Genomic DNA, 21,747 nt, shown 5'->3' on the forward strand with positions numbered 1-21,747 from the left:
GAACAGTTTCCGCATTGCTCTGTTTTATCGTATTTTTCTGCGAGGATGCTTGTATTTGTCAAAAAAGAGTGATATAATTTAAAAAATTGAATAAAAAGAATATCAGGTGCCGAAATCATATCCGGTTAAAAGGGAAGCAGGTGAGAATCCTGCACGATCTCGTCACTGTATTTAAGGAGTACAAAGCGTTTTGTATTTTACAGCCACTGGGAAACTGGGAAGGCTGCTTTGTATGTGGAATTATAAGCCAGGAAACCTGCCTGATATTGGTACGGGGACAGTGGTCCCGAATCACGAGTAATTGGTTGTACCGTATATTTCCGCAGACCTTTTACCATGAGTAAAGGTTTTTTTATTTTTATGAAAGTTCAGGCAATGGGAAAATGTTTTGTGGGAAAGTTTTTCTCCGTACTTTTTTATTCATTTGATGGGAGAACTGCCATACAGCGGACAGATTTTCCGTACAGTGTAAAATAAAGGAGGATAAAAACATGAAAAACAAAACTGTAAAAGCACTGGCATTATTAATGGCTGTAGCAACTGTATCTGTAATGGGACCTTCAAGCATTTATGCTTCTGAGGAGGAGACTGCAACTGAGGCTGCAGCAGAAGAAACAGAAACTGCAGGAGAAGAAAGCGCAGACGCAGATCAGCAGGCAGCAGATAATGCAGCAGCACTGATCGACAAAATTTATGTTCAGGAAAGAACAGAAACAACAGATGATGACTGCAAAGCTGCAAAAGAAGCCTGGGATGCTCTTACCGATGCACAGAAAGAACTGGTGGAAGGCGAGAATGCCAGCCCGGATTACTTTGGTCTGGACACCGGAGATGCTGCAAAGGATGACGCCCGTAATGCAGATGAGATCGGCGAGAATGAACTTCTGGTAGTAAGCTTTGGAACTTCTTATAATGACAGCCGTGTTGAGGACATTAAAGGAATTGAGGATGCGCTGCAGGAAGCTTATCCGGACTGGGCAGTGAGAAGAGCATTTACAGCTCAGATCATTATCAATCATGTTCAGGCAAGAGACGGAGAAGTGATCGACAACATGCAGCAGGCTCTTGACCGCGCAGTAGAAAACGGAGTTAAAAACCTGGTAGTACAGCCGACACATCTGATGCATGGCGCGGAATATGATGAGATGGCAGAAGTTCTTGAACAGTATAAAGATAAATTTGAATCTGTTGCAATTGCAGAGCCTATGCTTGGTGAAGTTGGGGATGATGCAACAGTGATCAATGAAGATAAAGCCGCAGTTGCTCAGGCAGTTGCAGATGCAGCAGTTCAGGAAGCAGGATTTGACAGCATGGAAGCAGCCGCAGAGGATGGCACTGCTTTTGTATTCCTGGGTCATGGAACCTCTCATACAGCAAAGGTAAGCTACAGTCAGATGCAGACCCAGATGGAAGAGCTTGGATTTAAAAATGCATTTATCGGCACTGTAGAAGGAGAGCCGGAAGATACTGCCTGCGAAGCAGTGATCGAAAAGGTGAAAGAAGCAGGCTATAAAAAAGTAATCCTTCGCCCGCTTATGGTAGTTGCCGGAGATCATGCAAACAATGATATGGCAGGAAGCGAGGAAGATTCCTGGAAATCCATGTTTGAGGCATCCGGTAACTTTGACAGTGTAGATGCTCAGATTGCCGGACTGGGAAGAATTGATGCAGTAAAACAGCTTTATGTGGATCACACAAAAGCAGCGATTGATTCTCTTGGAACAGAGGCAGCCGCAGAGGATGAAGCGGCAGAAGCTGAAACAGCAGAAGCCGATACTGCAGAATAATAAGAGAAATAAGGAATGAAAGAATCTGCCCGGAATGTTATAAAACTTCCGGGCAGTTATTTTGAAAGGAGATTTATGGGATGAAACGAAAAACAATGATTGCCATGTGTATGTTAAGCGCAGTAACGGTTATGGGAAGCTACAGCACCGTTATGGCAGAGGAAAAAACACAGACAGAAACTGCTGTCGAGAACAAAGCAAAAGATGAACTGAAAGACGGTGTTTACACAGCTGACTTTGACACGGATAGCAATATGTTCCATGTGAATGAGGCAAAAGACGGAAAGGGAACCCTGACCGTGAAGGACGGTAAAATGACCATTCATGTCAGCCTTGTTTCCAAAAGCATTGTAAATCTGTTTGCCGGGACAGCAGAGGACGCACAGAAAGAGGGCGCAAAAGTTCTGGAGCCGACAGAGGATGAGGTCACATACAGTGATGGTTATAAAGAAACTGTGAATGGCTTTGACATTCCGGTTCCGGCTCTCGATGAGGAGTTTGATGTGGCGCTTCTTGGCAAAAAAGGAAAGTGGTACGATCATAAGGTAAGTGTTTCCAATCCTCAGCCGGCAGAGGACAGCGAAGAGACTGGTGGTTCAGCAGAAGGAAAGACAACAGAAGAGCTGAAACTTGAAGATGGAAACTATACGGTGGAAGTGGCTCTGGAAGGCGGTTCCGGAAAGGCAACGGTAGAGAGCCCGGCAGAAATGAAGATTTCGGACGGAAAGGCTGTGGCAACTATTACCTGGAGCAGTCCAAATTACGATTATATGATCGTGGACGGGGAGAAGTATGAGATGGTAAATACAGAAGGAAATTCTGTGTTTGAGATTCCGGTTGCAGCTTTTGACACTGCTCTTGAAGTAAAGGCAGATACCGTAGCCATGAGTGAACCCCATGAGATCGACTATACGCTGCAGTTTGATTCCGGATCTTTGAAAAAGGCTGAGTGAATATGAAAAAGATAGTTACCTGTTTTATTATAAGTGTGACATTGATTCTGGGCAGTATCGTTCCGGTTCTGGCATCGCAGAACCAGAATGAGCCGCCGGAGATTCCCGGACTTACTTACGATCACAGTATGGAGCTTGATTATGCAGAGCAGTTTTCTGTAGATTATTATAAAGAGGACTATGCTTTGATCACAATTGCAGATAAGGACCGTTTTCTGGTTGTGCCGGAAGGGAAAAAGGCTCCGGAATCTCTGGACAAAAGTATTGCGGTCATTCAGAAACCGGTGCAGAACATTTATCTCGTGGCAACCTCTGCCATGAATCTGTTCTGTGCGCTGGATGGGTTGGATCACATCAGTCTTTCCGGCACAGATGCAGACGGCTGGTATATTGAAGAGGTAAAAAAGGCGCTGGAGGATGGCAGTATTTCTTTTGCAGGGAAATACAGCGCTCCGGATTATGAACTGATTTTAAGCAAAAACTGCGGCCTTGCTGTAGAGTCTACCATGATCTACCATATGCCTGAAGTAAAAGAAAAACTGGAACAGTTTGGAATCCCGGTTCTGGTGGAACATTCCAGTTATGAATCTCATCCTCTGGGAAGGACAGAATGGCTGAAACTGTACGGAGTGCTTCTGGATAAGGAGGAACTGGCCCAGGAACTTTTTGAGAAACAGGCAGATAAGGTGAAAAATCTGGAAAACAGCAAAAATACAGGAAAGACAGTGGCATTTTTTTACATAAATTCGGTAGGCGCTGCAAATGTGCGCAAATCCAATGATTATGTGGCAAAGATGATCGAGCTGGCAGGCGGAAAATACATTTTTGATACGCTTGGGGGGGACGACAGCGCACTTTCCACTATGAATATGCAGATGGAAGAATTTTATGCCGGAGCAAAGGATGCGGATTATATTATTTATAACAGTACCATTGACGGTGAGCTGACCACCATTGATCAGCTTCTGGCAAAAAGCTCTCTTCTCAATGATTTTAAGGCAGTAAAAAACGGAAATGTATGGTGTACAGAACAGAATCTTTTTCAGGATACCATGGGACTGGGAACCATGATCGAGGATATCCACACCATGCTGACAACAGAAGATGACAGTCTGGACACTCTGACCTATATGCATCGGCTGAAATAAGCGGGCAGATAAGATAGCAGGTTTTGGTAAACAGACAGGAAGGATAGAAACATGCGGAAGAAACTACATTTCAGATACTGGATTGCCTTTGGCTTTCTGGCATTGCTTCTGATGCTCTTTATAGTATGGAATATTAATTCCGGAAGCATTGAGATTTCTATAAGAGAGATTATGGAAATCCTGTTTTTGAGAAAGGGAGAGGACACAGCTCTTAATATCGTCTGGGAAATCCGGATTCCCAGAATACTGGCAGCTATTATCCTGGGAGGCGCTTTGTCTGTATCCGGTTTCCTTTTGCAGACATTTTTTGGAAATCCCATAGCCAGCCCTTTTGTTCTTGGGATTTCATCAGGGGCAAAACTGATCGTTTCCCTTGTTATGATCTTTCTTCTGGGAAAATCCATGGTTGCCTCTTCTGCGGTTCTGATCCTGGCTGCATTTGTGGGCTCCATGATCTCTATGGGATTTGTGCTTCTTGTTGCAAAAAAGGTAAAGCAGATGTCTGCTCTTATTATCAGCGGTATTATGATCGGGTATATCTGTTCTGCCATTACGGATTTCGTGATCACGTTTGCAGACGACTCCAATATTGTCAATCTCCATAACTGGTCCATGGGAAGTTTTTCCGGTATGAACTGGGAAAATGTACGGATGATGGCAGTGGTGACGGCAGTTACCGTGCTTCTGGTATTTCTGATGTCAAAGCCTATCAGCGCTTATCAGCTGGGAGAAGGCTATGCTCAGAACATGGGAGTAAATATCAAACTCTTCCGTGTGGCTCTGATTCTTCTGTCCAGTATTTTATCAGCCTGCGTCACTGCATTTGCAGGACCGATTTCCTTTGTGGGGATTGCGGTTCCTCATCTGGTAAAAAGTTTATTAAAAACAGCCCGCCCTCTTCTGGTGATTCCTGCCTGCTTTCTGGGAGGCGCAGTGTTCTGTCTTTTCTGTGATCTGATTGCCAGGACTGCCTTTGCGCCTACGGAGCTTAGCATCAGTTCAGTAACTGCGGTGTTTGGCGCGCCTGTCGTTATTTATATTATGATTCGGAGAAAGAGGTCAGCATAATGGAAGAGTATTTTATTCAAACAGAGCAGCTGACAGTAGGTTATGACGGGAAGCCTCTGATCAGAGATATTGAAATCCGTCTGAAAAAAGGAGAGATACTTACGCTGATCGGCCCTAACGGCGCAGGGAAATCCACAATCCTGAAAAGTATGACAAGACAGCTGAAGCTGGTTGGCGGAACAGTATACCTGGACAGTGAAGTGATGAGCCATATGTCCGGAAAGGATGTGGCAAAAAGGCTGGCGGTTGTGATGACAGAACGTATCCGGCCGGAGCTTATGACCTGTGAGGATATTGTGGCAACAGGCCGTTATCCATATACAGGAACGCTGGGGATCCTGGGAGAAAAAGACTGGGAAAAGGTTCATGAGGCAATGGAACTGGTTCATGCCCTGGATTTTAAAGACAGGGATTTTACAGCTATCAGTGACGGTCAGAGACAGAGGGTTCTTCTTGCAAGAGCCATCTGCCAGGAGCCGGAGGTTATTGTACTTGACGAACCTACGTCATTTCTTGATATTCGGCATAAGCTTGAACTTCTGGCAATTCTGAAGAATATGGTGGTCCAGAAAAAAACAGCGGTTCTGATGTCCCTTCATGAGCTGGATCTTGCCCAGAAAATCTCGGACAGTGTGATCTGCGTGCATGGAGATAAAATAGAAAAATACGGACCACCGGAGGAGATTTTCAGTTCAGAGTATGTACATCATCTTTATGGGATCACAACGGGAAGCTACAATGCCGCGTTCGGGTGTCTGGAAATGGAAAAGCCAAAAGGAAAACCGGAGGTATTTGTGATTGGAGGAAACGGCACCGGTATTCCCGTATATCGCAAGCTTCAAAGAGCCGGTATTCCTTTTGCGGCAGGTATCCTACATGGAAATGATGTGGACTGTGAGGTTGCCAGAGCTTTGGCGGCAGAGGTAATAGAGGAACGTCCGTTTTCGCTGATCAGGGAGGAAATCTATCAGAAAGCAGTGCAGGTGATGGAACAATGCACCCATGTGATCTGCTGTATAGACGAGTTCGGCCCTGTGAATGAAAAGAACAGACAGCTTTGCAAACTGGCAGAGGAAGCCGGAAAACTTGCACAGGACAGAGGATTCTGCTATAATAGGAACACTTGATACATATTTTGTTTGAAACAGAAAGAGACAGGTGTTTTCATGGCAGGACCAGAACAGAAGAAAAAGCCGGACGGCCGCAGCAGGAAAAAAAAGGGAAGACGGAAGCGGGTGGACTATTATGACTACAGTCTTCTGGCAGTGATCATTCTTCTTACCTGCTTTGGCCTTATTATGCTGTACAGTACCAGTTCTTATATGGCAGAGGTCAAGTACAGCGATGACATGTATTTTTTTAAGAAACAGGCACTGATCAGTGCCGGCTGTATTATTGTAGCAGTTGCAATATCAAAAATTGACTATCATATCCTTGGCAGATTTACTGCAATTTTATATATATCCGCTTTTGTCCTGATGGCTTTGGTAAAGTTTACTCCGCTGGGACAGGAGGTAAACGGGGCGAGGCGCTGGCTGAAATTGGGTATTCAGTTTCAGCCTGCGGAGATTGCAAAAATTGCAGTGATCGTGTGTCTGCCCTATATGATCGTAAATATGGGACGGCAGGTAAAAACGCTGAGGAACTGTATGATACTGGCAGGAGAAGGAGGAGCGCTTGCTTTTGGTGCTTATTTTTTTACAGAGAATCTCAGTACCGCTATCATTATCTTTGGCATTACTGCAGGTCTTATTTTTATTGCTCATCCGAATACGAAGCTGTTCCTGACAATAGGGGCAGTGGGAGCGGTTCTTCTGGTGGGAATAGTTATGCTTTTGTATCTTACTGTGGATCCGGAAACAAATGAAAGTTTCCGAATCGGACGAATTCTTGTATGGCTCCGACCGGAAGAGTTTGCAGACGGAATGGGCTACCAGACTCTTCAGGCTCTCTATGCCATCGGTTCCGGAGGCCTTATGGGAAGAGGATTGGGAAACAGTATCCAGAAGCTGGGAAGTGTTCCTGAGGCGCAGAATGACATGATTTTTTCCATTGTGTGTGAGGAACTGGGAATTGTGGGAGGCGTTATGCTGCTCCTTATGTTTGCCTATCTTCTGTACAGATTGTTTTTTATTGCACAGAATGCATCCGATCTTCTGGGGAGTCTGATGGTAACCGGGATTTTTATCCACATTGCGCTGCAGGTAATCTTTAATGTTGCGGTTGTGGTAAACCTTATGCCAAATACCGGAGTCACCCTGCCGTTTATCAGTTACGGAGGAACGTCCATCATGTTTTTGATGGCGGAAATGGGACTGGCATTAAGTGTGGCACGGCAGATAAAATTTCAGGATATGTAAGGAATGCCAGGCAGACAGAGCCCGGAAAAAGAGAAAATCGTGGAAATCTATTGACAAATAGATGTACAGAATATATACTTTCCACATCAAAGTAGCATATTTGATAAAGGAGAAGATAGTAATGTTAGAAGAAATGAAAAAAATGATCGCAGAGCAGTTAAGCTGTGATGAAAATGAGATTAATTTAGAAACTTCTTTTAAGGATGACCTGGGGGCAGATTCACTGGATCTTTTTGAGCTTGTAATGGCACTGGAGGATGAGTATAACATCGAGATTCCTGCGGAGGAGCTTGCAGATCTTGCTACCGTAGGAGATGTGATCGAATATCTGAAAAACAGAGGCATCGAAGCATAATTGAGTTAAACGGTTGTCGTGTATCAGACGGCGACGCTAAATTCCCTGAGGCACAGATGTCTCAGGGAATTTCACAGTATAAAGAAAACAGGAGAGAGATTATGACAAAGTTAAGGACAAGATTTGCGCCAAGTCCCACAGGAAGAATGCATGTGGGAAATCTGCGTACGGCATTATACGCATACCTGATCACCAAACATGAGGGCGGTGATTTTATTCTCCGTATTGAGGATACAGATCAGGAGCGTTATATGGAAGGCGCGGTTGATATTATTTACCGCACCATGGAAAAGACAGGACTGCTTCATGATGAGGGTCCGGACAAAGACGGCGGCGTAGGCCCTTATGTACAGAGTGAGCGTCAGGCTTCCGGTCTTTATCTGGAATATGCCAGAAAGCTTGTGGATCAGGGAGATGCTTATTACTGTTTCTGCGGACAGGAAGAGCTGGAATCCATGAAGCGTGTAGTGGCAGGAAAAGAAATTTCCATTTATGACAAACGCTGTCTGAACCTTCCGAAGGAAGAAGTGGAAAGACGTCTTGCAGCAGGAGAACCTCATGTAATCCGGTTTAATATGCCAACAGAGGGAACAACTACTTTCCATGATGTGATCTACGAAGATATTACAGTAAATAATGAGGAAATGGAAGATCTGATCCTGATCAAATCTGACGGCTATCCTACTTATAACTTTGCAAACGTAGTGGACGATCATCTGATGGGAATCACCCATGTAGTCCGCGGAAACGAATACCTTTCTTCTGCGCCGAAATACAATCGTATTTACGAGGCATTTGGCTGGGAAATCCCGGTTTATGTACACTGTCCTCTTATTACAAATGAGGAGCATCAGAAGCTCAGCAAGCGCTCCGGTCATTCCTCCTATGAGGATCTGGTAGATCAGGGATTCCTGACAGAGGCTATTGTAAACTTTGTGGCTCTTCTGGGCTGGAGTCCTCAGGAAAACAGAGAGATCTATTCTCTTTCAGAGCTTGTAGAAGCCTTTGACTATCACCACATCAGCAAATCTCCGGCTGTTTTTGATATTCAGAAGCTGCGCTGGATGAACGGTGAATATATCAAAAAAATGGAACCGGAAGCTTTTTATGAAAAAGCATTGCCATATATGAAGGAAGTGCTGAAAAAAGACTATAATTTCCGCAAGATTGCAGGAATGGTGCAGACACGAATCGAGGTATTCCCGGATATTCCGGCTCTGATCGACTTCTTTGAGGAAGTTCCGGAGTATGATTCCTCCATGTACTGCCACAAAAAAATGAAAACAACAGAAGAGACTGCTCTTGCCGTATTAAAAGAAGTTCTTCCTGTACTTGAGGCCCAGGAGGAATATACAAATGATCCGCTGTTTGCTTCTTTAAGTGAATTTGTAAAAGAAAAGGGCTACAAGAACGGATATGTTATGTGGCCTCTCCGTACTGCAGTTTCCGGCAAGCAGATGACACCTGCCGGAGCAACTGAGATCATGGAGATCATTGGTAAGGAAGAAACTCTGAAGCGTGTCAAAGCAGCTATTGAAAAACTCAGCTAAGAACGGACTTATATGAAACGTAATCCATCTCAGAAACGGGCAATCGCCCACCTGTCAGGACCTATGATGGTTCTGGCAGGCCCCGGATCGGGGAAAACCTCCGTAACAGTAGAACGAATTGCATATATGACAAAAGAATGTGGGATCTCTCCGGCTTCGATTCTTGTTGTGACATTTTCCAGAGCTGCGGCAAAGGAAATGAAAGAACGATTTTTAAAATTTACCGGACAGGAACACAGTCCTGTGACGTTTGGAACTTTTCACGGTGTATTTTATGCTATTTTAAAGCAGGCATATGGATTTACCGCAGCCAATATTCTGTCAGAGGAAGAAAAAAATAATATATTAAAAGAACTTACCCTGGAACTGGCAGGGGAGCTTGCGGAAGAAGGAGATTTTTCCGGAGAGCTGGCAAAAGAGATCAGTGTGGTAAAAGGAAACCGGATTTCACTGGAACATTATTATTCTTCCTGCTGCCCGGATCAGGTATTCCGACAGATATATCAGGGATACCGGAAGGAATGTACGGCAAGGCGAAAGCTGGATTTTGACGATATGCTTTTGTACTGCTATGATCTCTTTCAGCAGAGGAAGGACATTCTGAAAGCCTGGCAGAATAAATTCCGGTATATTCTGGTGGATGAGTTTCAGGATATCAACCAGCTTCAGTATGATATTGTCAGGCTTCTGGCAAAGCCTGATAATAATCTGTTTATTGTAGGGGATGACGATCAGTCTATTTATCACTTCCGCGGGGCAAGACCGGAGATCATGCTGAATTTTACAAAAGATTATCCGGAAGCGGAAACAGTGGTTTTAAATGTAAACTACCGATGTACAAAGAAAATTCTGGGATCAGCCATGAACGTGATTGGAGAAAATAAAACACGTTTCCAAAAAGATCTGTCTACTCCTAATCCGGAGGGCGAACCGGTAAGTCTTCTGGAATTTCCAAATCCCAGGGAAGAGTATATGGAGATCACTGGAAATCTGCGAAAGAGGCTGGACGCAGGAGACGATCTGAAAGATACAGCCATACTTCTCCGGACTAATCAGGAGGCAGAAGGTCTTGTGGGAGCGCTGATGGAGCGGCAGGTACCTTTTACCATGAAAGAAACTCTTCCGAATCTTTTTCATCACTGGATATGCAGAAACATGATGGCATATATGAGACTGGCAGCAGGGCAGAACTGTCGGAAAAATTTTCTGGAGATCATGAACCGCCCGAATCGCTATATTTCACGGGATGCCCTGGCAATTTCAAATGAATTGTCTTTTGAGCAGCTGAAAGAATTTTATAAGGATAAAGACTGGATGTGCGACAGGATCACCACTCTGGAAACCCATCTCAGGATTCTGAAAGGCCTGCCCCCTTATGCAGCCATAAATTTTATCAGGAAGGGTATGGGATATGAAGAATACTTGCATGAATATGCACGTTATCGTAAAATAAAACCAGAGGAATTAAGTGAGATCCTGGACCGTCTTCTGGAAAGTGCCAGAGGAATAAACAGTCTGGAAGAATGGGAGGCTTACATAGAAGATTATACGCAGAGACTGAACGAACAGGCAAAGAAGCAGGAAAAGGAGACAGAAGGCGTTCTGATTTCTACCATGCACGGGGTAAAGGGGCTGGAGTTTGACTGTGTTTATATCCTGAATGTAAATGAAGGCAGTATTCCTTACAAAAAAGCAGTTCTCGAGCCGGCGTTGGAAGAAGAGAGAAGGCTGTTTTATGTGGGGATGACCCGGGCAAAGAAAAAACTTACTTTATGTTATGTGAAGCGGCAGTACGAAAAGGACAGAGAACCGTCCAGATTTTTAAAGGAGGCTGGAATATGAAAGCAGTCATTTATTTTACAGAGATCCCCCCGAAGTATGAGCACAAAAACATGGGACATATGACAGGTGAAAAGCTTCTGGAAGAAGCGCTTCTGAAAGAGTATGGACGGAAGCTTGCTTTTGAGCCAAGAGCAAAAGGAGAGCATGGAAAGCCGTTTTTTACTTTACAGCCGAAAATCCATTATAACATCAGCCATTCCGGAAAGTATGTTGTGTGTGTGATCGCCGGAGAAGAAGTGGGAATTGACATTCAGGAACACAGAGAGCTGGATTATGAAAAAGGTTTGCAGAGACTGGTGCCTGCATCCATGCTCCGGGACATCCTGGAGTCAGATCATGTAAAGGAAGCTTTTTATGACCAGTGGGTGCTTCGTGAAGCATATATGAAATGGACCGGTGAGGGATTTTCCAGAGATCCCCGCACCATCCCAATGGACAGAGGTTCTTATGCCATGCTGGAAATGGAGCCGGGATACAGCGGCGCTGTGTGGTCAGAGAAACCTCTGGATATCAGATGGGAGCGTCTGGAAATCAGTATTCCGTAAAATACGGGAATGAAACAGAGATTGTCCTCATATATTATGTGTAAAGAGGGGTGAGGACAATGGAGGCCAGTCAGATCCAGAATCTGTTTGCCGGAAATATACGGCGGCTTCTTGTTCAGACGGAGATTGATTACGACAGACTGTATGAAATCCGTCTCCGGGCAGGAAGGCCGCTGTTTCTTACTTATGACAAGGGAGAATACTTTTTAAGGACAAAGGGTCAGGAGCCTTATGTGGTAACAAGAGAAGACCTGAAAGAAACGCTGGAATATGTAAGCGGATATTCTCTGTATGCCTATGAGGATGAACTTCGTCAGGGATATATGAGCGTACAGGGAGGCCACAGAGTGGGAGTTACCGGAAAGGTGATCCTGGATGGAGACCGGATCAGGGGGATGAAATATATTTCCTGTATTAATGTGCGTCTGGCTCATCAGATACCAGGATGTGCGGACGCTGTAATGCCCTATATCCGGAAAGAAAAATGGACAGCTCATACCCTGATCATCTCACCGCCCAGATGTGGAAAAACAACCCTTTTGAGAGATGTGATCCGGCAGCTCAGTAACGGTTTCGGAAAGGTTCCGGGTATTACGGTGGGAGTGGTGGATGAGAGGAGCGAACTGGCCGGCTGTTATCAGGGGATCCCTCAGAATGATCTGGGAATGAGAACAGATGTGCTGGATTGCTGTCCAAAAGCGCAGGGGATGCAGATGCTGATACGGTCCATGTCCCCGGCGGTAGTGGCAGTGGATGAGCTTGGAAAAGAAGAAGATTTCCGTGCAGTGGAAGCTGTGATCCACAGCGGCTGCAGGCTGATCGCCACTGCACATGGAGATAATCTGGAATCTGTGCTTGCCACGCCCTTTTTTGCGGGACTAAAAAAAATGCGCGTATTTGACAGGTATATTGTTCTGGGAAAAGAAAAAAGAGCAGGCATTATCAGAGGGATTTATGACGGAAGGGGAGTTCCATGCTGAAATTTGCAGGTATTCTTATGATACTTATTGCAGGAACCGGTATGGGGGCTGCAAAGAGTATGGAACTTACAGTAAGAGAACAGAATCTGAAAAAATTTCTGTGGCTGACTTCATGTTTAAAAGGAGCAGTGCGTTGTGGTAATACCTGTTTTCCGGAGGCGTTTCTGGAAATTTCCGGAAAGTTTGACGGTATGTACCGGGAGTTCCTTCGGAATCTTGCGGACAGGCTGAAAAGTCAGGAAGGCCAGACTCTTGGAAAGATCTTCCGGGACTGTGCAAAGAAAAAGCTCCGGGACGCAGGTTTTTCTGCAGAAGAAATGGAACTGATCGCTTCTCTTGGAGAGCGGCTGGGTTATCTGGACAGAGAGATGCAGCTGAGACAGCTGGAGCTTTTTGAAGAAGAGCTGTGCAAAAGGCTGGACTTTCTGGCCGGTGAGCTTCCTCAAAAAAAGAAGCTTTGCCAAAGCCTTGGAATTCTGGGCGGGATTTTTCTGGGAGTGCTTTTGTGGTAAAAACAAAGCTGCGCAGAGTCCGGGAAAGGAGGATGATTTGGAAGTCGGTATTATATTTAAAATAGCGGCAGTGGGAATCCTTGTTTCTGTTCTTTCTCAGATACTGAAACACAGCGGCAGAGATGAGCAGGCATTTCTGGTAAGTCTTGCAGGGCTTCTGGTGGTTCTCTTCTGGATCGTTCCCTATATTTATGACCTGTTTGAAAGTATACAGGCTCTTTTTGTTATGTAGCCGGAGCAGCTGCGAAAGGAGCGGAGTATGGATATTATAAAGATTTCTCTTCTTGGCGTATGCGGTGTGATGCTGGGATTTTTTCTGAAAGGGACAAAGCCGGAGTACGCTGTTTTTGTAACTGTTGGGATCGGACTCATGATCCTGGGACTTGCAGTGGGAAAGATCGAATATATATTTTCCGCAGTGGAGCAATTAAAAGACAGCATTCCTCTGGATGAAGGCTGTCTGGCAACGCTGATAAAAATGATAGGAATCACTTACATTGGGCAGTTTTCAGCCGGAATATGCAGAGATGCAGGGCATCAGGCAACAGCAGGACAGATCGAACTGTTTTGTAAGCTGTCTATTATGGTACTCAGTATTCCGGTCCTGATGGCGCTTCTGGATACGATCCAGAAGTTTTTTGTATGAAAAAGTTTTATAAGATCGGGATTTTTATTTTATGGACCGTATGTCTGGCCTTTTGCGGAGCAGAATGTGTACGGGGAGCAGCAGAGGAGCCTGATACGTCTGAGCAGATTCAGAAAGAACTTCTTTCGGAGCTTGATTTCAGTCAGGTTCAGAATATGCTGGACGAGCTTCTGGGGACAGAAAGCTTTTCCTTTCAGGATGCTCTGAAGAATTTGATCAATGGGGAAGAAGCGATTTCAAAAGAGACAGTGCAGGAATTTCTGCGCAGTCTTTTTTTTTCAGGATTTGAAAGGGAAAGGGCGCTGTTTGCCAAAATTCTTGTTCTGGTGATTCTTGCGGCAGTGTTTACAAATTTTGCCTCTGTATTTGAAAACGGACAGGTGGGAGACGTCAGTTTTTATGTGGTGTATATTCTTCTGTTTACGCTTCTTATGGATTCTTTTTATGAAAAAACATGTTCACTAAAGCAAACTATATCCTGGATCGTGGAATTTATGAAAGCGCTGTCTCCTGCATACTTTATGACGGTAGCGGCAGCTTCCGGAGCGCTGTCCGCAGCTGTATTTTATGAAGGTGTGCTTCTTCTGGTGTGGCTGATCCAGTGGATCCTTCTGAATATTCTTTTGCCGGCAGCAGAGATTTATGTTCTGTTGCGTCTGGTGAATCATCTGTCCAGAGAAGAAATGCTAGGAAAGCTTGCGGAATTTTTAAAAACAGTGGTCATCTGGGCGCTGAAGACTCTTCTGGGGCTTGTGGCAGGACTTCAGATCGTCCGGGGGCTGGTGTCTCCGGTTATGGACTCTCTGAAAAGAAGTGTGCTTGGAAAGGCAGCCGGAGCTTTGCCTGGAGTGGGAAACGCAGTCAATATGGTAACAGAACTGGTGATCACCAGTGCAGTTCTTGTACGGAACTGTCTTGGGGTTCTGATTCTTCTGGTAACAGTGGCAGCCGGAGCAGGACCTGTGATCCATTATGGGATGTTGTCTTTAACATACCGGTTTCTGGCAGCAGTGTCCCAGCCGGTATCGGATAAGCGGATGGTGGAATGTCTGTCTACTATGGGAGAAGGATTTGAAATTCTCCTGAAAATCCTTTTTACAGCAGAGGCGCTCTGCATTCTGACTTTTCTGATCATTATGGCAGGAATACAGGGAGGCGGTGTATGAGAGAGGAAATTTACCGGTGGATGAAAAGTCTTGCAGTATTTTATCTGTTTTTTACAGCAGTTCTTCAGCTGGTTCCTGACCGGAAATATGAACGCTATGTACGTTCGTTTATGGGGCTTCTTTTGATCTATATGCTCTGTACGCCTGTGTTTGCAGCATTTGGAAAAAGCGGGCAGTTTCTGGAAAGCTTTGCAGATACCTTTTACCGGGAACAGGAAAAAATGGAACAGCTGGAAGCAGAAGAACTTCAGACTTTTTATCTGAAACAGGGGTATGAAAATGAAATTTCTTTTAAAATTGAAGAATTATTAAAAGAATCAGGCATAAATCCTTCTAAGACTGCCGTACATATAGAAGGAGAGCGGATATCCGCAGTACTGACAGTGAGACAGGAGCTGACCCGGGAACAGGAAAGGGGGATTCGGGATGAACTCAGGAAGCGCTTCGGAATCGAAGAAAAGGACTGTAAGATCCTTACTGACAGAAATGACGGGACAACAGTGGATGGTCCTTCTGCTTCTGGGAATGCTTCTGACAGTGATCGCGCTTCCGGTATCAGACGGTAGGGAACAGGCGAAGAAGGGCCCGGATCCTGCGGAAAATACAGAGAGATATGAGGTGGACAGAACACTTCTGGAAACAAAGCTGGAATCTATTCTGGAAAATACAGAAGGTGTGGGAAAGGTACAGGTACTTCTGATGACCGGAGAGGGAAAACAGGGATTTTACGGAACAGAAAATACGGAGGTGACAGGAGTGCTGATTGCGGCAGAGGGAGCGGATGATTCTGTTACGGTACAGAATATTCAGCAGGCTGTAATGGCATTATTTCAGATTGAAGCCCATAAAATAAAAATAATGAAAATGAAATGAGGAGAGAAAAGTGAAAAAAATCATGAAAAAGAATCAGGTGATCATCACCTCACTGGCAATTCTGATCGCAGTAGCCGGATACCTGAATTTTGCGGATGTAGATCTGGGCTTTAAGGATAAGGAGGCCAGCGCAGACAGCAGCAGTATCCTGGAAGAAGTAGAGTATGATCTGACAGATGAAACAGCCCTTCTGGATGAGAACGGGGCAGATGGCCAGGGAGATCTCCCCACTACAGGAACTCCCGGAGAAGCCGTACTTACAGGCGCTTCTGATTTTGCAGCTCAGGCAAAGCTTTCCAGAGAGCAGGTGCGTTCTCAGAACAAGGCAGAGCTTCAGGAGATCATTGGAAATACAGATATCAGTGAGGAGAAAAAGCAGGAAGCCATTAACACAATGGTATCCATGACTGAGCTTGCGGAAAAAGAAGCTGCGGCGGAACTTCTTCTGGAGGCAAAGGGATTTGAGAATGTAGTTGTGAATCTGACCGGGGAGACAGCAGATATTGTTGTGCCGGACAGTGCGCTGGAAGATGCTCAGAGGGCGCAGATTGAGGATATTGTAAAAAGAAAGACCGGTATCGCAGCAGAAAATATTGTGATCACACCTTTAAGCCAGACCAGTGACGAAGCAGAAGATGCCACGGAACAGGAACTGGAAGAAACCAATGGAGAGGTTGAGGAGACAGCAGAGTACGGTGGAAGCGGAGAAGCTCCCGAGGATGAAGCGGCTTCTGCATCTGCCTCAGAGGAGTATGTAATACAGACAGAAGGGATTTATGACTGACGGAATATAAAAAATATGCCCCTCTTCCGGCAGGGAGAGGGGATTTTTCCTGTCCGATTGCTCTTGACAGTGCAGGCTTTTGTATACTAGAATGTGTGAGTATGTTATGAGATTGTATGAATAGAAAACAGGAGGCTTAAACGTGTCCAAGTATGCGAAAGAGATAGAAAAAAGAAGAACCTTTGCCATTATTTCCCACCCGGATGCCGGTAAGACAACACTGACAGAGAAATTCCTTCTTTACGGAGGTGCCATCAATCTGGCAGGAAGCGTAAAGGGAAAGGCAACATCCCGCCATGCGGTATCTGACTGGATGGAAATCGAGAAAGAGAGAGGTATTTCCGTAACCTCTTCTGTACTCCAGTTCCATTATGACGGTTACTGCATCAATATCCTGGATACACCGGGGCATCAGGACTTCTCAGAAGATACCTACCGTACCCTGATGGCAGCAGATTCCGCTGTTATGGTCATTGACGGAAGCAAGGGTGTGGAGGCCCAGACAAGAAAACTGTTCAAAGTCTGTGTAATGCGCCATATTCCGATCTTTACATTTATCAATAAAATGGACAGGGATGCAAACGATACCTTTGATCTTCTGGATGAGATTGAAAAGGAACTGGGAATTGCAACCTGCCCCATTAACTGGCCCATTGGCTCCGGAAAAAAATTCCGCGGTGTTTATGACAGAAACACCCATAAGGTGCTGACTTTTTCCGATACACAAAAGGGAACAAAAGAGGGAGTCATTGAGGAGATCGATATTGACGACGCACGCCTTGATGAGATCGTAGATGCGGATCAGAAGGACCAGTTGATGGAAGAAATTGAGCTTCTGGACGGAGCAAGTGCAGATTTTGATCAGGAACTGGTAAGCAAGGGAGAACTGACTCCGATATTTTTCGGTTCTGCGCTGACAAACTTTGGTGTGGAAACTTTTCTGGAGCATTTCCTGTCCATGACAAGCTCTCCGCTTCCACGTATTGCAGATGATGAAGAAATTGATCCCATGTCTGATGATTTTTCTGCCTTTGTGTTTAAGATCCAGGCAAATATGAACAAGGCTCATCGTGACAGGATTGCGTTTATGCGTATCTGCTCCGGTAAGTTTGACGCTTCTCAGGAAGTGTATCATGTGCAGGGCGACAAAAAAATGCGCCTTCTTCAGCCACAGCAGATGATGGCAGAATCCCGTCATGTAGTGGAAGAAGCATATGCGGGAGATATTATCGGTGTGTTTGACCCGGGTATTTTTTCCATTGGAGATACCATCTGCTCTCCGGGCAGAAAGTTTGCTTTTGAGGGAATCCCTACTTTTGCGCCGGAGCATTTTGCCCGTGTCCGTCAGATCGATACCATGAAAAGAAAGCAGTTTGTAAAGGGAATCAATCAGATCGCCCAGGAGGGTGCAATCCAGATTTTCCAGGAGTTTAATACCGGAATGGAGGAAATCATAGTGGGCGTTGTGGGCGTTCTGCAGTTTGATGTTCTGAAATACCGTCTGGAAAATGAATATAATGTGGAGATTCGCCTGGAAAATCTTCCCTATGAGCATATACGCTGGATCGCAAATAAGGATGAGGTGGATGTGGCTAAGATCACAGGAACTTCAGATATGAAAAAGGTAACAGACCTGAAAGGAAATCCACTGCTTCTGTTTGTAAATGCATGGAGCGTAGGTATGACTCAGGATCGTAATCCGGACCTTGTTCTGACAGAGTTCAGTAAATAAGAAATAATCCTGTATTTGTCGGAAGAACAGATATGAAATAAATAATAAATGCTTTTATTTTCTGTGAAAATTTGATATACTAAGCTTATTAACAGGGACAGAGGAAACATTTAAAAAGTCTGTTCCCAAACCGCAGTATCTGATTCTGAATCCTTAGGAGGAGTTATTATGGCAGAAAAAAGAACAACCTATAAAATACAGGATGTAGGAGGTATCGGTGAAGTAAAGATCGCAGATGAAGTGGTGACGATCATTGCGGGACTTGCGGCTACAGAAGTTGAAGGTGTTGCATCCATGGGTGGAAACATCACAAATGAGCTGGTAAGCAAGCTTGGAATGAAAAACCTGTCCAAGGGCGTGAAGGTTACTGTTCTGGAAGGCGTTGTCACAGTGGATCTGACACTGAATATTGATTTCGGAAAAAATATTCTGGACATCAGCCGGAAGGTTCAGGACAAGGTAAAGACATCTATTGAGAATATGACAGGCCTTGAGGTTGCAGATGTAAATATCCGCATTGCTGGTGTAGATATGGAGAACGAAAAAGGAAAGTAACCCTTTCCTTTTTTCTATATGAGGAGGAATTATGCGAAGACACGAACAGAGAGAACATATTTTTAAACTGCTGTTTATGACACAGTTTAATGAAGAGGGAGAAATGCCGGAGCAGCTTTCTCTTTATTTTGACAGCCTGGAGGAACTGACAGAAGAAGAACAGGTTGTCATGAAGCAGAAATACGATGATATTCTTGCACATATTGAAGAAATCGATCAGGAATTAAATGAATACAGCCAGGGATGGAAGACAAGCAGAATGAACAGGGTTGACCTGACTGCTCTCCGCCTTGCTTTTTATGAGATGAAATTTGATGAGGAGATTCCGGTAGGGGTTGCCATCAATGAGGCAGTAGAACTTGCCAAGCTTTTTGGAGGAGAAGATTCCGGTTCCTTTGTAAACGGAATCCTTGGAAAGATTGCAAGCGGAAAGAAAGAGGGCGGTCCTGTACGCAGAACACAGCGTCCTTCCCATCAGGCAAAGATCATTATCAGATCCAGCAAAAATCAGAAAAAAAAGGAACATCCGTCATCTGAAGAAAGCAAGAACTGAAAATGAAAAGAGTTTATTCCGTAGGTCAGGTCAACCGCTATGTGAAGAATATGTTCCTGCAGGATTTTGTCCTGAAAAAGGTGTATGTAAAGGGTGAGGTTTCCAACTGTAAATATCACCCCAGCGGACATATTTATTTTTCTCTGAAAGATGAAACAGGAGTGCTTTCCTGTGTGATGTTTGCCGGACACAGGCGTGGACTGGCATTTCGAATGAAAGACGGAGATCAGGTGGTAGTGGGCGGAGCTGTGGACGTTTACGAGAGAGACGGACGTTATCAGCTTTATGCAAAGGAAATCACTCAGGAGGGAGAAGGCGTTCTGTACGAACGTTTTCTTGCTCTGAAAAGAGAACTGGAAGAAATGGGAATGTTTGCCGAGGAATATAAACAGCCCATTCCGAAATTTGTCCGAAGACTGGGCGTGGTAACTGCGCCGACAGGAGCGGCTGTACAGGATATCCGTAACATTTCTCTGAGAAGGAATCCTTATGTCCAGATCATTCTCTACCCGGCACTGGTACAGGGAGAAGGCGCTGCGGACAGTATTGTAAAGGGAATCCGTATGCTGGATGAAGCCGGCGTGGATGTGATGATCGTAGGAAGGGGCGGAGGTTCCATAGAGGATCTCTGGGCCTTTAATGAAGAAAAAGTAGCCCGTGCTATTTTTGACTGCAGAACTCCTGTGATCTCAGCGGTAGGTCATGAAACCGATTTTACCATTGCAGATTTTGTGGCGGATTTAAGAGCGCCCACGCCGTCGGCAGCAGCAGAGCTGGCTGTGGCTCAGTATGGGAAACTGGTGGAGAATGCTGCCGGTTTCCGGGAACGTCTGAATAGAGGGATGAATGCAAAATTAAATCTGGAGCGTTTACGTCTGGATCAGATTCAGATGAGATTTCAGTATTTAAGCCCGGAAAGCAGATTGAGAGACAGAAGACAGGCGCTTTTGGATTATGAGGATGCACTCAGAGAGGCAATGAAGTGGAAACTTCAGGAAAAACGTCATGTTCTGGGACTTTATCTGGAACGCTATAAAGGACTTTCGCCCCTTGGCAAGCTTAGTCAGGGGTATGCTTTTGTGTCGGACAGCCAGAGCAGGGCAGTAAAAACAACGGCGGGCATAAAGCCGGGAGACCGGCTGGAGATTTCTGTGACAGACGGTGTGATCGAAGCTGCGGTCACAGGAATCAGAAAGGAAACATGGGAAACATGACAGAGACGATTAACCAGGAAACGGATCTCCAGAAAGAGAAGACCCTGGAGGAAGCCTTTGAAAAGCTGGGAGAACTGGCAGAAAGGCTGGAGGACAGTGAAACCTCTCTGGAAGATTCGTTCCGTTTTTATAAAGAAGGAATGGAGCTTTTAAAATACTGCAGCGAAAAACTGGACACAGTAGAAAAAAAGATGCTCCAGATGGATGAAGATGGAACATTACGGGAATTTTAAGGATGAACTGAAAAAACGGACAGATCATGCAGAAGAAGTGATCCGCCGCTGGCTTCCGGAAGAGAAAGGCTTTGCCAGAACCATGGCAGAAACAATGAATTACAGTATGTGTGCAGGCGGCAAGCGTCTGCGCCCTGTGCTTCTTCTGGAGTGCTGCCGGCTTTTTGGCGGAGATGAGGCTCTTGCGGAGCCTTTTATGGCAGGAATCGAGATGATTCATACCCATTCACTGATTCATGATGATCTTCCGGCAATTGATAATGATGATTACAGAAGAGGGCGTCTGACCGCTCACAGGGTATATGGGGAAGCCATGGGAATCCTGGGAGGGGCAGCTCTTTTAAATTATGCCTATGAAACCATGTTCCGGGCTTTTGACCATGCTCCGGGAGACTCTCGTGTGATACAGGCTCTTCGTATCATGGCAGAAAAGACAGGAATTTCCGGTATGCTGGGCGGACAGAGTGTGGATGTGGAAAATGACGGCAAGCCCTTGAGCAAGGATATGCTGGATTATATTTACAAACATAAAACCTCTGCTCTTCTGGAAGCTTCCATGATGGCAGGGGCAGTTCTGGGCGGCGCAGATGAACAGGAGCTTGCTCTTGTAGAAAGTGCTGCATCAGATATCGGACTGGCTTTTCAGATCCGCGACGATATTCTTGACGTGACATCTACAAGCGAAGAACTTGGCAAGCCGGTCCACAGCGACGAAAAGAATAATAAGGTTACATATGTGACACTTTTCGGTACAGAGGAGGCGTCCAGACAGGTGGAAACGCTTTCTGAAAGCGCGGTGTTTTCTCTGGAAAAGCTGAATAGAAAAAATGAATTCCTGACAGCTCTGATCAGGGAAATGGCAGGGCGCAGGAAGTAAGAGAGGGACACGAA

The 21,747-nt window shown here is 45.2% G+C and carries 24 protein-coding genes and 1 riboswitch; all 24 genes read left to right on the forward strand.

Going from position 1 to position 21,747, the window contains the following annotated elements; all coding sequences use genetic code 11:
• Positions 1 to 87 precede the first annotated feature (87 nt).
• Positions 88 to 278, forward strand: a riboswitch (cobalamin riboswitch).
• Between the two features lie 213 nt (positions 279 to 491).
• On the forward strand, positions 492 to 1,787 hold the full coding sequence (locus tag LU279_RS09215) for a sirohydrochlorin cobaltochelatase (protein WP_274422253.1): 1,296 nt from the start codon (positions 492 to 494) through the stop codon (positions 1,785 to 1,787).
• Positions 1,788 to 1,867: 80 nt separating this feature from the next.
• On the forward strand, positions 1,868 to 2,740 hold the full coding sequence (locus LU279_RS09220) for a hypothetical protein (protein WP_274422254.1): 873 nt from the start codon (positions 1,868 to 1,870) through the stop codon (positions 2,738 to 2,740).
• A gap of 2 nt (positions 2,741 to 2,742) precedes the next feature.
• Entirely contained in the window at positions 2,743 to 3,888 is a 1,146-nt protein-coding gene (locus LU279_RS09225) for an ABC transporter substrate-binding protein (protein ID WP_274422255.1), read from the forward strand.
• A gap of 111 nt (positions 3,889 to 3,999) precedes the next feature.
• Entirely contained in the window at positions 4,000 to 4,956 is a 957-nt protein-coding gene (locus tag LU279_RS09230; protein ID WP_442870152.1) for a FecCD family ABC transporter permease, read from the forward strand.
• Positions 4,956 to 6,083, forward strand: coding sequence for an ABC transporter ATP-binding protein (locus LU279_RS09235; protein WP_274422257.1), 1,128 nt, complete (start codon positions 4,956 to 4,958; stop codon positions 6,081 to 6,083). Before LU279_RS09230 ends, LU279_RS09235 begins: the two co-directional genes overlap by 1 nt.
• 39 nt (positions 6,084 to 6,122) lie before the next feature.
• Positions 6,123 to 7,316: an FtsW/RodA/SpoVE family cell cycle protein gene (locus LU279_RS09240; RefSeq protein ID WP_274422258.1), complete on the forward strand. Its 1,194-nt coding sequence runs from the start codon at positions 6,123 to 6,125 to the stop codon at positions 7,314 to 7,316.
• 121 nt (positions 7,317 to 7,437) lie between these two features.
• Entirely contained in the window at positions 7,438 to 7,671 is a 234-nt protein-coding gene (gene acpP / locus LU279_RS09245) for an acyl carrier protein (RefSeq protein ID WP_022066858.1), read from the forward strand.
• Between the two features lie 101 nt (positions 7,672 to 7,772).
• On the forward strand, positions 7,773 to 9,221 hold the full coding sequence (gene gltX, locus LU279_RS09250; protein WP_274422259.1) for a glutamate--tRNA ligase: 1,449 nt from the start codon (positions 7,773 to 7,775) through the stop codon (positions 9,219 to 9,221).
• Between the two features lie 12 nt (positions 9,222 to 9,233).
• Positions 9,234 to 11,063 (forward strand): ATP-dependent helicase, encoded by a 1,830-nt coding sequence (locus LU279_RS09255; protein WP_274422260.1) that lies wholly within the window; start codon positions 9,234 to 9,236, stop codon positions 11,061 to 11,063.
• Positions 11,060 to 11,608: a 4'-phosphopantetheinyl transferase family protein gene (locus LU279_RS09260; protein ID WP_274422261.1), complete on the forward strand. Its 549-nt coding sequence runs from the start codon at positions 11,060 to 11,062 to the stop codon at positions 11,606 to 11,608. The genes LU279_RS09255 and LU279_RS09260 overlap by 4 nt, the downstream gene beginning before the upstream one ends.
• Positions 11,609 to 11,667: 59 nt before the next feature.
• Positions 11,668 to 12,588 (forward strand): stage III sporulation protein AA, encoded by a 921-nt coding sequence (gene spoIIIAA, locus LU279_RS09265; protein ID WP_274422262.1) that lies wholly within the window; start codon positions 11,668 to 11,670, stop codon positions 12,586 to 12,588.
• Entirely contained in the window at positions 12,582 to 13,100 is a 519-nt protein-coding gene (locus LU279_RS09270; RefSeq protein WP_274422263.1) for a stage III sporulation protein AB, read from the forward strand. The genes spoIIIAA and LU279_RS09270 overlap by 7 nt, the downstream gene beginning before the upstream one ends.
• Positions 13,101 to 13,137: 37 nt before the next feature.
• On the forward strand, positions 13,138 to 13,332 hold the full coding sequence (gene spoIIIAC / locus LU279_RS09275; protein WP_274422264.1) for a stage III sporulation protein AC: 195 nt from the start codon (positions 13,138 to 13,140) through the stop codon (positions 13,330 to 13,332).
• 27 nt (positions 13,333 to 13,359) lie between these two features.
• On the forward strand, positions 13,360 to 13,746 hold the full coding sequence (locus LU279_RS09280) for a SpoIIIAC/SpoIIIAD family protein (RefSeq protein WP_274422265.1): 387 nt from the start codon (positions 13,360 to 13,362) through the stop codon (positions 13,744 to 13,746).
• Complete coding sequence (locus tag LU279_RS09285) at positions 13,743 to 14,912, forward strand: stage III sporulation protein AE (protein ID WP_274422266.1); 1,170 nt, start codon at positions 13,743 to 13,745, stop codon at positions 14,910 to 14,912. The genes LU279_RS09280 and LU279_RS09285 overlap by 4 nt, the downstream gene beginning before the upstream one ends.
• Positions 14,909 to 15,478 (forward strand): stage III sporulation protein AF, encoded by a 570-nt coding sequence (locus LU279_RS09290; RefSeq protein WP_274422267.1) that lies wholly within the window; start codon positions 14,909 to 14,911, stop codon positions 15,476 to 15,478. Before LU279_RS09285 ends, LU279_RS09290 begins: the two co-directional genes overlap by 4 nt.
• The gene (locus LU279_RS09295) at positions 15,417 to 15,785 is read left to right on the forward strand and encodes a hypothetical protein (protein WP_274422268.1); all 369 of its coding nucleotides are present in this window, start codon (positions 15,417 to 15,419) and stop codon (positions 15,783 to 15,785) included. Before LU279_RS09290 ends, LU279_RS09295 begins: the two co-directional genes overlap by 62 nt.
• Positions 15,786 to 15,795: 10 nt before the next feature.
• Positions 15,796 to 16,569 (forward strand): SpoIIIAH-like family protein, encoded by a 774-nt coding sequence (locus LU279_RS09300; protein ID WP_274422269.1) that lies wholly within the window; start codon positions 15,796 to 15,798, stop codon positions 16,567 to 16,569.
• A gap of 142 nt (positions 16,570 to 16,711) precedes the next feature.
• Positions 16,712 to 18,301 (forward strand): peptide chain release factor 3, encoded by a 1,590-nt coding sequence (locus LU279_RS09305; protein ID WP_274422270.1) that lies wholly within the window; start codon positions 16,712 to 16,714, stop codon positions 18,299 to 18,301.
• Positions 18,302 to 18,469: 168 nt separating this feature from the next.
• Positions 18,470 to 18,856 (forward strand): Asp23/Gls24 family envelope stress response protein, encoded by a 387-nt coding sequence (locus LU279_RS09310; RefSeq protein ID WP_274422271.1) that lies wholly within the window; start codon positions 18,470 to 18,472, stop codon positions 18,854 to 18,856.
• 31 nt (positions 18,857 to 18,887) lie between these two features.
• Entirely contained in the window at positions 18,888 to 19,409 is a 522-nt protein-coding gene (gene nusB, locus LU279_RS09315) for a transcription antitermination factor NusB (RefSeq protein WP_274422272.1), read from the forward strand.
• A gap of 2 nt (positions 19,410 to 19,411) precedes the next feature.
• Complete coding sequence (xseA, locus tag LU279_RS09320) at positions 19,412 to 20,623, forward strand: exodeoxyribonuclease VII large subunit (RefSeq protein ID WP_274422273.1); 1,212 nt, start codon at positions 19,412 to 19,414, stop codon at positions 20,621 to 20,623.
• A complete protein-coding gene (gene xseB, locus LU279_RS09325; RefSeq protein WP_022067043.1) occupies positions 20,620 to 20,856 on the forward strand; it encodes an exodeoxyribonuclease VII small subunit in 237 nt (78 codons plus the stop codon). Before xseA ends, xseB begins: the two co-directional genes overlap by 4 nt.
• Positions 20,834 to 21,733: a polyprenyl synthetase family protein gene (locus tag LU279_RS09330; RefSeq protein WP_274422339.1), complete on the forward strand. Its 900-nt coding sequence runs from the start codon at positions 20,834 to 20,836 to the stop codon at positions 21,731 to 21,733. The genes xseB and LU279_RS09330 overlap by 23 nt, the downstream gene beginning before the upstream one ends.
• Positions 21,734 to 21,747: the final 14 nt, after the last annotated feature.

Source organism: Blautia sp. XA-2221, from assembly GCF_028767025.1.
Classification (GTDB): Bacteria; Bacillota; Clostridia; order Lachnospirales; family Lachnospiraceae; genus Blautia_A.

Bases quoted from the DNA above. Each gene is read 5' to 3' on its own strand.
- LU279_RS09215 (WP_274422253.1), top strand. From the start codon at position 492: ATGAAAAACAAAACTGTAAAAGCACTGGCATTATTAATGGCTGTAGCA.
- LU279_RS09220 (WP_274422254.1), top strand. From the start codon at position 1,868: ATGAAACGAAAAACAATGATTGCCATGTGTATGTTAAGCGCAGTAACG.
- LU279_RS09225 (WP_274422255.1), top strand. From the start codon at position 2,743: ATGAAAAAGATAGTTACCTGTTTTATTATAAGTGTGACATTGATTCTG.
- LU279_RS09230 (WP_442870152.1), top strand. From the start codon at position 4,000: ATGCTCTTTATAGTATGGAATATTAATTCCGGAAGCATTGAGATTTCT.
- LU279_RS09235 (WP_274422257.1), top strand. From the start codon at position 4,956: ATGGAAGAGTATTTTATTCAAACAGAGCAGCTGACAGTAGGTTATGAC.
- LU279_RS09240 (WP_274422258.1), top strand. From the start codon at position 6,123: ATGGCAGGACCAGAACAGAAGAAAAAGCCGGACGGCCGCAGCAGGAAA.
- acpP (WP_022066858.1), top strand. From the start codon at position 7,438: ATGTTAGAAGAAATGAAAAAAATGATCGCAGAGCAGTTAAGCTGTGAT.
- gltX (WP_274422259.1), top strand. From the start codon at position 7,773: ATGACAAAGTTAAGGACAAGATTTGCGCCAAGTCCCACAGGAAGAATG.
- LU279_RS09255 (WP_274422260.1), top strand. From the start codon at position 9,234: ATGAAACGTAATCCATCTCAGAAACGGGCAATCGCCCACCTGTCAGGA.
- LU279_RS09260 (WP_274422261.1), top strand. From the start codon at position 11,060: ATGAAAGCAGTCATTTATTTTACAGAGATCCCCCCGAAGTATGAGCAC.
- spoIIIAA (WP_274422262.1), top strand. From the start codon at position 11,668: ATGGAGGCCAGTCAGATCCAGAATCTGTTTGCCGGAAATATACGGCGG.
- LU279_RS09270 (WP_274422263.1), top strand. From the start codon at position 12,582: ATGCTGAAATTTGCAGGTATTCTTATGATACTTATTGCAGGAACCGGT.
- LU279_RS09280 (WP_274422265.1), top strand. From the start codon at position 13,360: ATGGATATTATAAAGATTTCTCTTCTTGGCGTATGCGGTGTGATGCTG.
- LU279_RS09285 (WP_274422266.1), top strand. From the start codon at position 13,743: ATGAAAAAGTTTTATAAGATCGGGATTTTTATTTTATGGACCGTATGT.
- LU279_RS09290 (WP_274422267.1), top strand. From the start codon at position 14,909: ATGAGAGAGGAAATTTACCGGTGGATGAAAAGTCTTGCAGTATTTTAT.
- LU279_RS09295 (WP_274422268.1), top strand. From the start codon at position 15,417: ATGGTCCTTCTGCTTCTGGGAATGCTTCTGACAGTGATCGCGCTTCCG.
- LU279_RS09310 (WP_274422271.1), top strand. From the start codon at position 18,470: ATGGCAGAAAAAAGAACAACCTATAAAATACAGGATGTAGGAGGTATC.
- nusB (WP_274422272.1), top strand. From the start codon at position 18,888: ATGCGAAGACACGAACAGAGAGAACATATTTTTAAACTGCTGTTTATG.
- xseA (WP_274422273.1), top strand. From the start codon at position 19,412: ATGAAAAGAGTTTATTCCGTAGGTCAGGTCAACCGCTATGTGAAGAAT.
- xseB (WP_022067043.1), top strand. From the start codon at position 20,620: ATGACAGAGACGATTAACCAGGAAACGGATCTCCAGAAAGAGAAGACC.
- LU279_RS09330 (WP_274422339.1), top strand. From the start codon at position 20,834: ATGGAACATTACGGGAATTTTAAGGATGAACTGAAAAAACGGACAGAT.